This is a genomic window from Bradyrhizobium sp. 22 (assembly GCF_000482425.1).
Lineage (GTDB): Bacteria > Pseudomonadota > Alphaproteobacteria > Rhizobiales > Xanthobacteraceae > Bradyrhizobium > Bradyrhizobium japonicum_B.
In genome coordinates this window covers 1,218,667-1,232,547 of record NZ_KI519399.1, presented here as the reverse complement: position 1 = coordinate 1,232,547, position 13,881 = coordinate 1,218,667, and the positions used below count along the sequence as shown (strand labels likewise).

Annotated in this window: 17 protein-coding genes; 4 read left to right on the top strand and 13 right to left on the bottom strand. The window is 65.9% G+C overall.

Annotated elements, in window-relative coordinates:
• Nucleotides 1–6: 6 nt before the first annotated feature.
• From K410_RS0107135 to K410_RS0107105, 7 genes are all read right to left on the bottom strand, one after another.
• Complete coding sequence (locus K410_RS0107135; RefSeq protein WP_028134207.1) at nucleotides 7–870, bottom strand: metal ABC transporter solute-binding protein, Zn/Mn family; 864 nt, start codon at nucleotides 868–870, stop codon at nucleotides 7–9.
• Nucleotides 871–872: 2 nt separating this feature from the next.
• Complete coding sequence (locus tag K410_RS0107130; protein WP_028134206.1) at nucleotides 873–1,742, bottom strand: metal ABC transporter permease; 870 nt, start codon at nucleotides 1,740–1,742, stop codon at nucleotides 873–875.
• A 6-nt stretch (nucleotides 1,743–1,748) separates the two neighbouring features.
• On the bottom strand, nucleotides 1,749–2,504 hold the full coding sequence (locus K410_RS0107125) for a metal ABC transporter ATP-binding protein (RefSeq protein ID WP_028134205.1): 756 nt from the start codon (nucleotides 2,502–2,504) through the stop codon (nucleotides 1,749–1,751).
• A gap of 2 nt (nucleotides 2,505–2,506) precedes the next feature.
• Nucleotides 2,507–2,737 (bottom strand): hypothetical protein, encoded by a 231-nt coding sequence (locus tag K410_RS0107120; protein ID WP_028134204.1) that lies wholly within the window; start codon nucleotides 2,735–2,737, stop codon nucleotides 2,507–2,509.
• Nucleotides 2,738–2,830: 93 nt separating this feature from the next.
• Entirely contained in the window at nucleotides 2,831–3,331 is a 501-nt protein-coding gene (locus K410_RS0107115; RefSeq protein ID WP_028134203.1) for a hypothetical protein, read from the bottom strand.
• Nucleotides 3,328–3,939, bottom strand: coding sequence for a permease (locus tag K410_RS0107110; protein ID WP_028134202.1), 612 nt, complete (start codon nucleotides 3,937–3,939; stop codon nucleotides 3,328–3,330). Before K410_RS0107110 ends, K410_RS0107115 begins: the two co-directional genes overlap by 4 nt.
• Nucleotides 3,940–4,172: 233 nt before the next feature.
• Nucleotides 4,173–4,769, bottom strand: a complete 597-nt coding sequence (locus tag K410_RS0107105) for a superoxide dismutase (RefSeq protein WP_028134201.1) — start codon at nucleotides 4,767–4,769, stop codon at nucleotides 4,173–4,175.
• 201 nt (nucleotides 4,770–4,970) lie between these two features.
• Between K410_RS0107105 and K410_RS0107100 the strand changes: the two genes are divergently transcribed.
• Nucleotides 4,971–5,474: a hypothetical protein gene (locus K410_RS0107100; protein WP_028134200.1), complete on the top strand. Its 504-nt coding sequence runs from the start codon at nucleotides 4,971–4,973 to the stop codon at nucleotides 5,472–5,474.
• Between the two features lie 21 nt (nucleotides 5,475–5,495).
• Here the strand turns inward: K410_RS0107100 and K410_RS36570 are convergent, their stop codons facing one another.
• Nucleotides 5,496–7,151: a caspase family protein gene (locus K410_RS36570; protein WP_196235996.1), complete on the bottom strand. Its 1,656-nt coding sequence runs from the start codon at nucleotides 7,149–7,151 to the stop codon at nucleotides 5,496–5,498.
• Between the two features lie 185 nt (nucleotides 7,152–7,336).
• Here K410_RS36570 and K410_RS0107090 point away from each other — a divergent pair, with 185 nt between their 5' ends.
• Nucleotides 7,337–7,864: a GNAT family N-acetyltransferase gene (locus K410_RS0107090; protein ID WP_028134199.1), complete on the top strand. Its 528-nt coding sequence runs from the start codon at nucleotides 7,337–7,339 to the stop codon at nucleotides 7,862–7,864.
• 82 nt (nucleotides 7,865–7,946) lie between these two features.
• Nucleotides 7,947–9,332, top strand: coding sequence for an MATE family efflux transporter (locus K410_RS0107085; RefSeq protein WP_028134198.1), 1,386 nt, complete (start codon nucleotides 7,947–7,949; stop codon nucleotides 9,330–9,332).
• An 85-nt stretch (nucleotides 9,333–9,417) separates the two neighbouring features.
• Here K410_RS0107085 and K410_RS0107080 read toward each other — a convergent pair whose 3' ends face one another.
• Complete coding sequence (locus K410_RS0107080; protein WP_028134197.1) at nucleotides 9,418–10,563, bottom strand: DUF3095 domain-containing protein; 1,146 nt, start codon at nucleotides 10,561–10,563, stop codon at nucleotides 9,418–9,420.
• Nucleotides 10,564–10,774: 211 nt separating this feature from the next.
• On the opposite strand from K410_RS0107080, the gene K410_RS0107075 reads away from it, so the two are divergent.
• On the top strand, nucleotides 10,775–11,173 hold the full coding sequence (locus K410_RS0107075) for a hypothetical protein (protein ID WP_028134196.1): 399 nt from the start codon (nucleotides 10,775–10,777) through the stop codon (nucleotides 11,171–11,173).
• Nucleotides 11,174–11,209: 36 nt separating this feature from the next.
• Here the strand turns inward: K410_RS0107075 and K410_RS0107070 are convergent, their stop codons facing one another.
• The 4 genes from K410_RS0107070 to K410_RS0107055 all read right to left on the bottom strand — a co-directional run bounded on the left by K410_RS0107070 (nucleotide 11,210) and on the right by K410_RS0107055 (nucleotide 13,869).
• Nucleotides 11,210–11,413, bottom strand: a complete 204-nt coding sequence (locus tag K410_RS0107070) for a hypothetical protein (protein WP_028134195.1) — start codon at nucleotides 11,411–11,413, stop codon at nucleotides 11,210–11,212.
• 126 nt (nucleotides 11,414–11,539) lie between these two features.
• Nucleotides 11,540–12,262: an SDR family NAD(P)-dependent oxidoreductase gene (locus K410_RS0107065; RefSeq protein WP_028134194.1), complete on the bottom strand. Its 723-nt coding sequence runs from the start codon at nucleotides 12,260–12,262 to the stop codon at nucleotides 11,540–11,542.
• Nucleotides 12,255–13,637 (bottom strand): class I adenylate-forming enzyme family protein, encoded by a 1,383-nt coding sequence (locus tag K410_RS0107060; RefSeq protein ID WP_028134193.1) that lies wholly within the window; start codon nucleotides 13,635–13,637, stop codon nucleotides 12,255–12,257. Before K410_RS0107060 ends, K410_RS0107065 begins: the two co-directional genes overlap by 8 nt.
• Nucleotides 13,624–13,869 carry an acyl carrier protein gene (locus K410_RS0107055; protein ID WP_028134192.1) on the bottom strand — a complete coding sequence of 82 codons (246 nt, stop codon included), beginning with the start codon at nucleotides 13,867–13,869 and terminating at the stop codon, nucleotides 13,624–13,626. Before K410_RS0107055 ends, K410_RS0107060 begins: the two co-directional genes overlap by 14 nt.
• Nucleotides 13,870–13,881 lie beyond the last annotated feature (12 nt).

Here is a 13,881-nt window from a genome sequence, read left to right as displayed (position 1 = left end):
CCTGCCCTAATGGTCAAGCGCGCTGGTCAGGGCCTTTATATTGTGCCTGACCATGTCAATGTAAGTGGGTGCAGGCCCCTTTTCGCCGGTCAAACCGTCTGAAATCAGGGTCCCGCCGACCTTTGCCCCGGTCTCTGCCGCGATCCGCCGGATCAGCCGGTCATCGCTGATATTCTCCAGAAAAACGGCCGGGATTTTCTGCGCCTTGATCTGACCGATGATGGTCGCGATGTCCCGGGCGCTGGGCTCGGTTTCGGTGGAGACGCCCAAGGGGGCGACGAACCGGATACCGTACTCGGCGGCGAAATAGCCGAAGGCATCGTGGGTGGAGATCACCTTACGCCGCGCGGTCGGGATTTTGGCAACGGCCTCGCGGACCTCACGGTCCAGCGTTTCGAGCTTTTCCAGATAGGCCTTTGCCTGGGCGCGAAAGAAGTCGGCCTCCTCAGGAGCGGCGGCGGCCAGCGCGTTGGCGATATCAGCCACGTAGACCTTGGCGTTGGGGACCGATTGCCAGGCGTGCGGATCGGCCGCCGAGCCCAGCTTGAGCGGGGCGATCCCGGCACTGGCGGTGACGACCTGCGCCTTGCTGCCGGACGACTGCACGAGACGCGGCAGCCAGCCCTCTAGTCCAAGCCCGTTGACGATGACGAGCTTCGCCTCCGCGACGCGCTTCGCATCGGCTGGCGGCGGCGTGTAGACGTGGACGTCGCCGTCAGCGCCGACCAGCGTGGTCAAATTGATCCTGTCACCGCCGACATTGCGGACGAAATCGGCGAGGATCGAGAAGCTCGCGACGACGTTCAGCCGCTCCGCGGCCTGAACTGGCGAGGCGATCAACAACAGCGCACAGAACAGGATGAACCGCATCGTCATGCTTCCAGATGCCGGCCGGGAAACAATTGCCGGACCACGCCGCCGACGCGGCCGAACAGAACCGAGATCACGTAGATCACCGTCGCAACGAGAATGATCGCGGGGCCCGAGGGCACCCGAGTCTGGAACGACAGCACGAGGCCGGCATAGCCGGAGAGCGCGGCAGCGACGACGGCGATGCAGATCATGGCGGTGAGATCGCGAGACCAGAACCGGGCGATACCCGCCGGCAGGATCATCAGGCCGACCGCAAGCAGCGTGCCGAGCGCCTGGAAACCGTTGACGAGATTGATCACGACCAGGGCGAGGAAGGCGAGATGCGCAGGGCCCCCGGCGCGACTCACCGTGCGCAGGAACAAGGGATCGACGCTCTCGATCACCAGCGGGCGGTAGATCACGGCGAGCACCAGCAACGTCACCGTTGCGTTGAAGGCCACCACCAGCAATGTCTGGTCGTCCATCGCGAGGATGTTGCCGAACAGCACGTGCAAGAGGTCGATATTGGTGCCCTTGATCGAGACAATGGTGACGCCGAGCGCCAGCGAGGCCAGATAGAAGGTGGCGAGCGAGGCGTCCTCCTTCAGCCCGGTCGAGCGCGCGACCAAGCCGGCGAGGATCGCGACCGCAAAGCCTGCAATCAGGCCGCCGGCCGTCATCGCGAACAGATTGAGACCGGAGAGCAGGAAGCCGATTGCGGCGCCCGGCAGGATCGCATGGGCCATGGCGTCACCGACGAGGCTCATCCGCCGCAGCATTAGGAACACGCCGATCGGGGCGCCGGCCAGCGCCAGCGCGATCACGGCGGCGAGCGCGCGCCGCATGAACTCGAATTCGGTGAACGGGCCGATCAGCGCGTCATAGAGCATCGGATATCAGGCCGCCCGCGAGCCGATATCATCGGCGGCGCAGGCCGCGGCACTGTCGTCGAAGGCCTCGCACATCCGCATCGCGACCAGCAGGTTTTCCGGCGTCAGCACCTCGGCCGTCGGTCCCCACGCCACCGGGCCACGCGCCAGCACCAGCGTCTCGCTGAAATGGTTGCGCACCATCTCCATGTCGTGCAGCGCGGCAAGCACGGTGCGGCCCTCATGGTGCCATTGCTTGACCAGCGCGAGCAGGTCGGCGGTGGTCTTGGCATCGATGGCGTTGAAGGGCTCGTCCAGCACGATGAGGCTGGCGTCCTGGAGCAGCACGCGCGCGAACAGCACGCGCTGCATCTGGCCGCCGGAGAGCGTGCCGATCGGGCGATTCTCGAAGCCGTTGAGGCCGACGGACGCAATCGCGCGCAAAATCTTTCCGCGCGCGGCCTTGCCGATGCCGCCGAACAGGCCGGCATCGCGCCACAAGCCGGTGCCGACAAAGTCGAACACCGAGATCGGGAAGCTGCGGTCGATCTCCGCGCTCTGCGGCAGATAGGCAATGTCGCGGGCATCGAGCCCGCCGAGGTGGATGCTGCCGTCGAGCGGCCTGAGGATGCCGACGATGCCGCGCAGCAGGGTCGACTTGCCCGCGCCATTCGGGCCGATCACGGCGACCAGCGCACCCCGCGCGACCTCCCCGCTCAGATGGTGGACGGCGGGATGCCGGTCATAGCCGAGCGTGACGTTGTGAAAGTGCAGCGCGGCCATCGTCACCTCATCGCCAGGAAAACCACGCCCCAGAGCACGGCACAGACGGCAAGCGCGGCCGCGAGGCGCGCGGCCATGGTCATGCGCAGGATCGACCAGGGCGCCGCCTGGGCAGGATGCGGCGAGGCGGCATCGTGGGTGTGGGTGTGGGTGTGATCGTGCCCATGCCCATGCGCATGGGAGTGCCCGTGGGCATGGTCGGGATGATGGGCGCGGGACGCGGCGGGAACCATCTAAGTATGTTATATTATAACATTACTCCTGTCCATGACCCCGCCGTCATACCGGGGCGATACAAACCTCGAACCCGGAATGACGGTACTAGCTCAAGGCTTGCCGATCACCATCGCGATGGCGGCGGCCACGAAGGGGAACGGCACCGACACCGCGCAGCGGAACCAGACGAAGCGGGCCGGCATGAACGGGATTTCCCACAAGATCACCCGCTGGAACGCAAACAGCGCCCAGGCCACGACATAGGCGACCACCTGTGGCATCCCGCCGCCCGACTTCAGCGCCACGGTGCCGATGGAGAAGCCGACCACGGGGCCGCCCGGCGTCGCCGCGCCGGCGAGGACGGCGGTCGCAACGCCGAGCCAGCCGCTGTCCGGCCCGAGCCAGCCGGTGATGACCTGCTGCGGAATGATGGCAGCGATGTAGCCGGAGCCGATCACCCCGAGCGCGATCCGCGGCACGATGTTGATGAAGTCCATCGAGCCTTCGCGCAGCGAGGCTTTGAACACCGGGGAGCCGCGGCGAAAGGCGATCAGCCCGACGCCGAGCACCGAGCCCCACAGCAGGATGTCGATCAGGAGCGCGGCGCTCATGCCGCGTCCTCGTCGCTGGCGCGCTTCGGATAGAGCCGGACGTAGACGAAGCGCCCGAGCGCGCCGGCGAGCACCGGCAACGGCAGCGAGATCACGATCCGCCACAATGTGAAGTCGGTGCCCATGATCGGGATTTCCCAGGCCACCGCCCGGCCGTAGCCGATCAAGGTCCAGCTCACGACCATGGCGATGGTGGCGCCGAAATCGGCGCCGACCGCGAGCAACGCGCTCGCCACGGGATAGGCGGTGAAGGGCCCGCCCGGGAGGATCGCGCCGAAGGCGGTGCCGATCAGAAGCCCCATCAGGCCGGATTTCGGCCCTAGCGAGCGCGAGACTTTTTCGTGCGGCAGGATCTCGGAGATGAAGGCCCCGAGCAGGCAGCCGGCGAGCACGCGCGGCAGGATGCCCGAGAACAGCGAGAGATCGTGGGTCAGGATGTCGAGAACGCCGTCGGTGCCGTCACGCCGCCAGACCAGCGCTGCGCTGACCGCGACCAGAACGGCGATGATGATGGTCGACCAGCCGATCGGCTTGCGCACCCGCCCGGGCCGCGGCTCGGACTCCGCATCCTCGACCGGCGCTGGGGTTTTCGGGGAAGGTTCTGACAACGGGCTTGTTGGCTCGAGGGCGATGCCCGTCCTGATTAAGGGCGGTGCCCGGGCGATGCAAACGGTACGATGACAGACCCATGCGCGCACTGCGCAGGGCAATTCCGCACAGCAAAAAGGCGGCCGCTGATGCGACCGCCTCTTTGTCATTCCGGGGCGGCGAAGCCGAACCCGGAATCTCGAGATTCCGGGTTCGATGCTCGCGCATCGCCCCGGAATGACGAGGTGAGAGCTCAGGCCTTCTCGAACAGGGACTCCACGTATTCCCAGTTCACGAGGTTCTCGACGAACGCCTTGAGATAATCGGGGCGGCGGTTGCGATAGTCGATGTAGTAGGAGTGCTCCCAGACGTCGCAGCCGAGGATCGGGGTGGCGCCGTGCACCAGCGGATTCTCGCCGTTCGGGGTCTTGGAGATCTCGAGCTTGCCGTTCTTGACCTGGAGCCAGCACCAGCCGGAGCCGAACTGGCCGACGCCGGCCGCCTGGAAGTCGGTCTTGAACTTCTCGAAGCCGCCGAGGTCCTCGTTGATCTTCTTCTCGAGCTTGCCCGGCAGCTTGGTGCCGCCGCCATTGGGCTTCATCCAGCTCCAGAAGTGGATGTGGTTGTAGTGCTGGCCGGCGTTGTTGAACACCGCGGGGTTCTTGCCGAACGAGCCCTTGACGATCTCCTCAAGGGATTTGCCTTCCCATTCGGTCCCCTTGAGCGCGTTGTTGCCGTTGGTGACGTAGGCCTGATGATGCTTGTCGTGGTGGAATTCCAGCGTCTCCTTCGACATGTACTGGCCGAGGGCGTCATAGGCGTAAGGGAGTGGGGGCAGCGTAAAGGTCATGGCTTCTTGTCCGCAACTGGGTGGAGAACGGGTTCTAACGGTCACCCCTTATAGAAGGTTCCGTGGCCGTTAAATACCGCCAATTTGCGAAAGCGCGTGATGCCGCAGCTTGGCCGGATTGCATAAAATCGACGCATCGAATTAAATCAGGCGGTTCGTTCCGAAAATATCTTTTCCAATGAAACATTTATGGGGCCGGAAATGATGAAGACAGTTTCTTCTGCACTCGCCGCCGTCGCGATGTTGCTCGCCTTGACGCCGACCGACGGCAGGGCCGCCGGCACCGTCCTCCGGGCCAAATTCAGCTTTGAGGGTCTGGCGACTTGCCAAAATCCACCGATCCAAAACTTCCCGATCCGCGGCGAAGGGAGCGGCACCCTTTCGACCGACCGCAGCGCCCAGCTCGACATGACCAGCAATATCGAAGGGCGGGTCGTCTACAACGCGAAGCTGGGCGCAAAGCCGACGGAAGCGCCCGAGGGGACGGCCGCACTGCGCGTTGCCGGCCGGCACACCTTGCGCGCCATCCGTGAGTATCCCAACAATTACATCATCATCAACCTGAAGGTCGTCGGCAGCCGCTGCACCATGACGATCGATCAGAGGCTGAAACCGGGCAAGCGGCAGTACACTTTCTACAATGGCTCCGGCCTGTCCTACTGCGCCAAGCCGACCATCACGCGAACCGCGTGCGAAGGTTATTGAGCGCGGCGTCGGGCAGCGGGACTATTCGCAGAACGATGTCCCCTGATAGACGAAGCACTTGCCGCGGGATGCGGAGGAAGGGGAGCGCCGCTCGCGCGTCGCTTCGGGACGTTTGACGCAACTGCCGCCCGCGCTCAGGACGTAGCCCGCCTCGCAGGTGATTTTGACGCAGGCCTCTCCGCTGGCACGGAAGCCCCGGTCGCATTCGAGCGGGCAGACCCGGCCGGCCTTGGCCTGCACCGCATCCAGCGCATCCAGGCTAGCAAGTCTGGTGTCGAGCTTCGTGCCGGCCTTCTGGTTGAACAACGAGAGGGCCCGGCGGGCCTGATCGTTCCACTCATTGCCGACCTCACCGGTCTTGCAGCCGACCCGCTTGAGCTCGGCCTGGAGCAGGCGAGGAAGATCGGAGGGAATCGCGCGACTCGCCTGCGGTTCCGGTGCAGGCGTGACCATCGCGATCCGGCCGGTGGGCTGGGCCGATCCAGGCGTGGACGTATCCGGCTGCGGCGACGCCTCGTTCGTGGCGGCGAGCTTGGCGGCGCTCGCCTTCTTCGCCTCCTCTTCCGTCTGGCGTTGCAGCTCGGCGGCTTTTCTAATCTCCGCAGCCTTGGCCTGTTCGGCGAGCCGGTTCTGCTCGGCGGCCAGCTTGGCCTCCTCTACCTGCTTCTTCTTCTCGGCCGCGATCCGGGCCTGCTCGGTTGCCTTCACCTCGGCCTCGGCCTTCGCCTGATCCGCCGCCTTGGCACCCTCGACCGCGAGCCGTGCACGCTCATCCGCGGCTTGGCGCGCCTTCTCGGCGGCAGCCGCGCGCTCGGTCTCCGCCGTGAGCTTGTTGCGCTGCGCCTTCGCGAGATTGGCGTAAAAGCCGGACGGATGTGCGGCGATAAAGGAATCCCACCCCTCGACCGTCCCGACGCGCTCGGCCAGCTCATAATCGGCGCGAACATCCGCATCCGCCGGGCGGGCGGGCAGTGCCGGGACCGCAGGCGCCGGAACCAGCGAGACGTCATTGCCGCCGAGCGAATTGGTCGTATAGGGCTCCTGCTGGCTTGCCGTGGCGCTCATCACGTCATCGCGGACGAAACCGAAGGCCTTGCGGATGTCGAGGCCGGGGATGGTCAGATGCTTGACCAGCGCCGTGGTGAACGGGCTGTTGCGGCCGTCGCCGTCCGACGCCGTTGCTCCCTCCTTGGCGGCAAAGGCAATGAACGTATTGGGCCTGCTGGCTTCGACGCCTATCAGCCCTCGCCCGAGCGAGCGCGATGCAATCGTGCGCTTCATCTTCTTCGCAAAGGGATTGTCGCGGCAGGCATCCAGAATGACAAGGCGCAGCTTCGTGGCCGGCTCGACCGCAAGCAGGATGCGATTGAGCGACACCGCCTCGTCATCGACGTCGGAATCGCGCTCCAGCACCGCGTCCACCGGGACCGCATAATTGGTGCCGTCGACCTCGAGGCCATGGCCGGCGAAATAGATGACGGCAATGTCGGCCCCGCGTGCCTTCTCGGTGAAGTCGCGCAGCGCCCGGCGCATCTCCATGTATTTGAGGTCACGACGCGAATCGATGACGTCAAAGGAGGCCTTGCGGAACATCTCCGCCATGGCGGCCGCGTCGTTTGCGGGATTGGTCAGCGCGGTGACGTTCTGATAGCCTGAATTGCCGAACACCAACGCCACGCGTTTATCGGCGCGCGCGCTTTCGCCCGCCAAGCAAAACGCGAGTGCCATAGCGATCAGCCCCAGCCGGCGCATCTCGGTTTCCAGTTTTGTCGCGATACCTTACCATTAAGTGCTATCTGAGCAAATTGGCGTGCCTCCGTCTGTGAGGCCGATCACCGAACTTTCGACGCAAAACGGGCTCCATGAGCATTGAGATCGACATTCTGAACGGCGACGCCTCGTGGCCGATTGCGGAGCCATTGCATCAGGCAGTCTGGGGACCACATACGATCGCGGACAAGCCCTGGGCTCAGGTCAAATGGGCCAATGCCGATCTGCGCGTCCTGATCGAGACCCCCGAGGACGGCCTGGTCTGCCATGTCGGCATCTACTTCCGCACCGTCACCTGGAATGGGCAGAAGGTCCATATCGGCGGCATCGGCGGGGTCTGCACCCGCGAGGACCGGCGCGGCCGCGGCTATGCGACCGTGGCGATCGACGCGGCGGTCCACACCATGCGCGCCAACGAGGCCGTTCGCTTCGCGCTGCTGTTCTGCGAGCCCCACAATGTCTCGTTCTACGAGACCCGGAGCTGGCTGCCGTTCAAGGGTGAGGTCTATTGCGAACAGCCGGAGGGGCGGATCCGCTTCACACACATGGCGCCCTACGTCTTCAACATCGTCCGCGCCCCGACGCTGGGCACCATCGACCTATGCGGCCTGCCCTGGTGAGCCCTGCGTGAGCGAGGGCTGGGCCGCCTGCCCCGGGCCCTATAATATGTCGATCATCATTTAAAATGTCCGCCCGGTGAACATGACGATCGACGCCCCCGTAGACGCCGTCCCGCCGCGGGGACCGGTCGCCTCCTCCATTACGAGCCTGCTGACGGCGCCGATCCTGCCGACGCTGCTCCGCCTCGCGATCCCCAACATGATCGCGATGGTCGGCAGCACGCTGGTCGCGATCGCCGAGACCTCCTATATCGGCCGGCTCGGCACCATCCCGCTCGCCGCGATCGCGCTGGTGTTTCCGTTCGCGATGCTGACGCAGATGATGAGCGCGGGCGCGATGGGCGGCGGGGTCTCGTCCGCGATCAGCCGCGCCCTCGGCGCCGGGGATCGTGACCGCGCCGCCACGCTGGCGCTGCATGCGGCCATCATCGGCCTCTGCGGCGGGCTGTTCTTCACGGTGATGATGCTCGGCTTCGGCCGCTGGTTCTTCACCCTGCTCGGCGGCCGGGACCGCGTCCTGGAGGAAGCCTGTGGCTATTCGCAGGTGCTGTTCTCCGGCGCGGTCGCGATCTGGCTCGTCAATACGCTGGCCTCGGTGATCCGCGGCACCGGCGACATGCGCCTGCCCTCGATGATTCTGATCGGGGCGAGCGTGCTGCAGATAGTGCTCGGCGGCACGCTCGGGCTCGGCCTGTTCGGCGTGCCGCAATTCGGCATACCGGGTGTCGCCAGCGGCCAGCTGATCGCGTTCAGTTGCGCGGCGGTCTTCCTGCTCTGGTATCTGTGGTCCGGGCGCAGCCGGCTGCAGCTCGACTTCCGCGCCTTCCGTTTCGAGCGCGCGATGTTCCTGGACATTCTCAAGGTCGGCGCGGTGGCCTGCCTGTCGCCGCTCCAGACCGTGCTCACGATCCTGATCTTCACCAAGATCCTGGCGACCTTCGGCACCGAGGTGCTGGCCGGTTACGGCATCGGCTCGCGGCTGGAATTCCTGCTGATCCCGATCACCTTCGCCTTCGGCATCGCCTCGGTGCCGATGGTCGGCCTGGCGATAGGCGCCGGACACCCGAGGCGGGCGCGACGTGTCGCCTGGACCGCGGCGGCGGCCTCCGGCCTCACGGTCGGCCTGATCGGGCTCGTCGTCGCGCTCGATCCCGCGCTGTGGGTCGCGCTCTTTACCCAAGACCCCGGCGTCACGGCCGCGGCGCACAGCTATTTCCGCTGGGCGGGTCCGGCCTTCGTGTTCTTCGGCATGGGCGTGTCGCTCTACTTCTCGTCGCAAGGCGCGGCCCGCGTCGGCGGACCGGTGCTCGCTTCCACCGCACGACTTCTGATCGTCGCGATCGGCGGCATCGGCCTCATGACGGCGCAGGCGCCAGCCTGGACCTTGTTCGCGTTGGTCGGCGGCGCCATGGTGGTGTTCGGCCTGTCGACGGCGGCCTCGGTCGCGCTTGTGCGCTGGGGCAAATGAGCGCAGCAAAAGCGCAGGAATGTGATTGCAGCCGCTCGGCGCACCGTCACTGCAGGCCGCAACGCGTCCGGGACACGGGAATCGGCTACGCCGCCATCGCCTTCAGCGCCGTCGCTGCCGAGGCATAGCCGCCCCGGGCGCCGTCGATGAAGTGCACGTGGTCGCTCCGCAGCGCCGAGGGTGCGAAACAGGTCATCATCGCAGCGTCCTGCTGATGCAGGCCGTAGCGCACGATTCCCTCGCGCGCGGCGGCCGCGAGGCGATCGCTCAACGCGCGCTCGAGCTGCGGGGTGCAGTCGAGAATCATGCGCAGGCCGTCGTCATACTTCCTGAAGTCCGAGTTCTCGACGACCTGCCGCTTGTAGAGGCCGGGCACGAAGCCGCCGACCTTGATGTCGAAGCGCATGATCAGATAGGCGAACAGCGTATAGGCCAGCACGCTGGCTCGGCGCGCAAGCAGCGGGCCGCCGCGCCTGGTGCGGGCTTCGTAGTCCAGCCCCTGCGGCGGCCATTTCAGCGGCGGTCCCTGCGGCGGCACCGGACGGGCGCCGTCCGGGCTGCGCTCGACGAGGTGGATGACGTCCTCGATCACCTTGCGGAAGGCATGCGGATCGGCGCCGCGCGCCGGCATCACCAGCACCGACAGGATCAGCCCGCGCGAGGCCGGCATCATCTCGAAGCGGCAGGACAGTCCGGACAGGTCAGGCTGCGTGCCCGGCGGCGCCTCGGCGACCGCGAACTCGCCGCGCTTCATTGCCGCGTCGGCAAAGGCGAGGCCGCCGCCGGAGAACATCGCATAGGACAGGTTCGCCGACGGACCGAAGCGCGCGACACGCACGTCGAGGCCCTGCGCGCGGATGGCGCTCACCGGCACCAGCGCGACCCGCATCCTCAGGTCGAGATCCTCCCGCACCCAGGTGGCGGTCGCGGCGAGCGCCTCGCGCGCCGCATCGAGATCGCCGGGCGCAACTGCAAAGCTCGCGCCGTCGCCGCCGAACACGAAGGGGAATTCGCGTCCTTCCAAGGCGTTTGTCACCGCCGCGATCACGGCCGCGCCGGCCATGTTGACCGCCTTGTAGCGCTGCGCCGCGATCGCCTTGGTGGAATCGACGATATCGGCAACGCCGATGCTCCAATCGTCCGGAAGCGGCGCATAGAGCGCAGGGTCCATCAGGCTGGTGAAACCGCGGAAGACCGGAATGCCGCCATAGAAGGTTTCGCCTGGGGTCATCGGGGATGCCGGATGGTTGGAATGCGCAACAAATACGTGACAGGATCGATCCGGGTTCGCCGGCCGGCGGCCCGTTTCGATCATTTGGCTGAAATGGGCCGGAACAACAAGACGCCGGCCCGCTGGGCAATGCCGCGGGGGTCATTGATCGGCGTCAAACGACCCGCCGGGGAGTGCGGCTATCCTCGTTCAGCTCCACGGCCTTAATGGGATGATTGAGGTGTCCGACTTCGGCAATAGGGACTCCACCTCTCCGGTCCGCCGGCGCACCGGCGTCGACCCGATCAGCGCGGTCAAGATGCCGGAGAGATTGACGGAAGCCGTCGATGCCTGGGCTGAAGCCCACCGCCTGACCCGCTCGGATGCAATCTGCAAGCTTATCGAGCTGGGCCTGAAGATCGCCCCGCCGGTGCTCCCACCGGAGCACCCGATCACGTCAGAGGCCATCAGGATCGAGGAAATCGCAGTCCACGAGATCGAAACGCTGCTCGATCCGGCGTTGCCGGAGGACGAGCGCGAGCGCCGCATCCGGCGCCTCACCGAAGGGCCGCCCGAATTCTCACATGAACGAATTGACCTGCCGAAGGCCTCGCCGAAGCACGGGACGTGACGGCCAAAGCATGATCCGGACGTGCGCAGTGGTTTTCTAGTGCAGCTTCTCGTCCTGACGCTTGCGCGAGGTGTCGAGCGATGCGTCATGGCAGCCGACCAGGCGGACGAATTGCTGCGGGTACATCTCATAGCCGTGATCGCCGGAATTCTGATGCGCCATCGGCGGGCAATGGACCACGTCCGGCTGGACTTGCTCCGTCCGGCCCCGGATTGAAGCGGCCGTGTTTGGCATGGCCATGGACTGCTCCTCGTCGATTAGGGCAGATCGATTGACGTAACCCAATCGATTACGGGGCATATTACGACCAATTCGGGCTGAATGTCATTGCGCCCGATCAACGCAATCATGCCGGCCGAGTTCCGCTCATGCCGTATTGCCCGCATCGATGGTGAACACGGTGCCGGTGACGTTGCGGCCACCGTCCCCCAGCAGATATTCCACCATGCGCGCGACATCGTCTGTCTCCGGCAGCCGGCGCAGCGCGCTGCGTCCGGCGATGCGCTTGCGCCCCTCGTCGGAGAGATTGTGGGTGAGCTCGGTATCGATGAAGCCCGGCGCGATCGCATTCACGGTGATGCCGACCTTGCCGACCTCGCGCGCCAGCGAGCGGGTGAAGCCGGTAGCAGCCGCCTTGGTCGCACCGTAGACGGACAGGCCGTTATAGCCGGTCGTCGCGATGATCGAGGAGATGTTGATGATGCGGCCGGCGCCGTCCGCCATCATCTGCCGCGCCACATACTTGGTGAGGATGATCGGCGACAGCACGTTGAGCTGCACCAGCGCTTCGATCTCGGAATTGTGCATGGTGGCAAGCAGGCCTTCGGTACCGAGGCCGGCATTGTTGACGAGGCCGTAGACCGGGCCGAACTCGTCGCGCACGAGCTTTGCGAAGGCCGGGATCGCGTCGATCACGGCAAGGTCGCAGGCGCGGAAATGCAGGCGCCCCTCGGATTTTGCGATTGCGCCCTCGAGCTCCTCGCTCTGGCGCCGTGCCACTGCGATCACGTTATAGCCGGCACCGGCCAGGCGGCTGCCGATCGCCAGACCAATACCGCGGCTGCCGCCGGTGACGAGAACGTTATGCATCGGTGCGCGCCAATTTGCCGGCCGGGGTGACGTCGAGCGCCTCGACGAAGCGGATCACCGCCGGCACCTTGTGCGAGGCGAGCTGCGCACGGCACTGAGCCAGGATCTGGTCGCGGATCTCCTTCGCGCGCGCCTGATCGGTGCCGTCGGCCAGGACCACGTCGGCGACGACGATGCCGCCGGTGATCGGGCTCTTGCGCGATTTCGCCCGCGACATCCGCACGTCGGGATGACGGTTGATCACCGCCTCGATCTCCTCGGGGTGGACCTTCAACCCGCCGATATTGATGATGCCGCCACGGCGGCCGACGAAGTAATAGCGGTCGCCGCGCAGTTCGACGATGTCGCCGCTGTCGACGAAGCCGTCGTCATCGGTGAGCGCCGCGGCGCTGCGACCGACATAGGCGTGCGCGGTGCGCGTCGAACGGATCCGCAGCGAACCGTCGACCACCTTCATCTCGACCCCGTTGCGATTGCCGAGATAGTCGGCCGGAAAGCCTTCCAGCCCGTCATTCACGGCGAAGCCGACGCCGGCCTCGGTCGAGGCATAGGCGTGACCGACCGAGGAATTGGGGAATGCCGCCTTCAACCCGTCGAGCACCGCCTGGTCGGCGATTTCGCCGGAGAGGCGGACGTAAGCCGGGGCGAATTTCGTGGCCGAACCGCTCATCAGGAGCTTGCGCCAGTGCGACGGTGTGCCGGAGATGTGCGAGACGCCACGCGCCTTCAGCCGCGCGACGTGATTACCCAGCGCTTCATGCGGGTCCGACAGCACCATCGAGCCGCCGGACAGGATGGCGCGGAGGAAGATCTGCAGGCCGCCATAGCGGCGGATGTCGTAGAACGTCGCCCATACCGGCGCAGGTCCGCGCGCGGGACCTTCGGCGACGATGGCGCCGGTCAGCGCTTCCAGCGTGTGACCGACGATTTTCGGCACGCCTGAGGTGCCCGAGGTCAGCATCAGCCATTCCGTGGCGCGCTCGGTTTTGGCCGGCGCGGCCGCTTGAAGCGGCAATTGCGCGGTCACGACCAGCGACACGCCGGAATCGGCCCAGCGACCGGGTTCGTCGGTGACGACGGCATCGATCCCAGCATCCGCGATCAGTGCGTCGAGATGCGCCGGGTTGAGATCGGGCGGGCACAGCAACATGCGGCTCGCGATGCCGTCGAGCTCGATCATGGCTAGGCCCGACCGGAGCTGGTCGGCCAGCTTGAGCAGCACGGAGCGGCCCGACAACTCGCGCAGGCGGCCGCCCAGGACCGTCTGCGACAGGATATCGGTCAGCGACACGACATCGTGCGCGTCGGAGATCGTGCGGCCTTTCAACTCCGCGCTGAGATAGTCGCGGAGCGCAAAGATCTCACGCGGGGACATTTTCGTAGGCCCGCACGAAATCGCCCACGGTGGCGGGGAATGCTGCGTCCTCGGAAATGGTGAAGGGGTCGACCCCGGTGTCGTCCTCGAGACGCGCCACCAGGATGGCGAAGGCGAGCGAGTCGAAGCCCGTCTCGTGCAGCGACAGATCGTCCGACAGCTCGGGAAGCGTGACGTTCTGCTCCTTGGCGATCTGCCGGATCGCCTCGATGACCTTTGACCTTACCGACATGGCTGGCTCGCT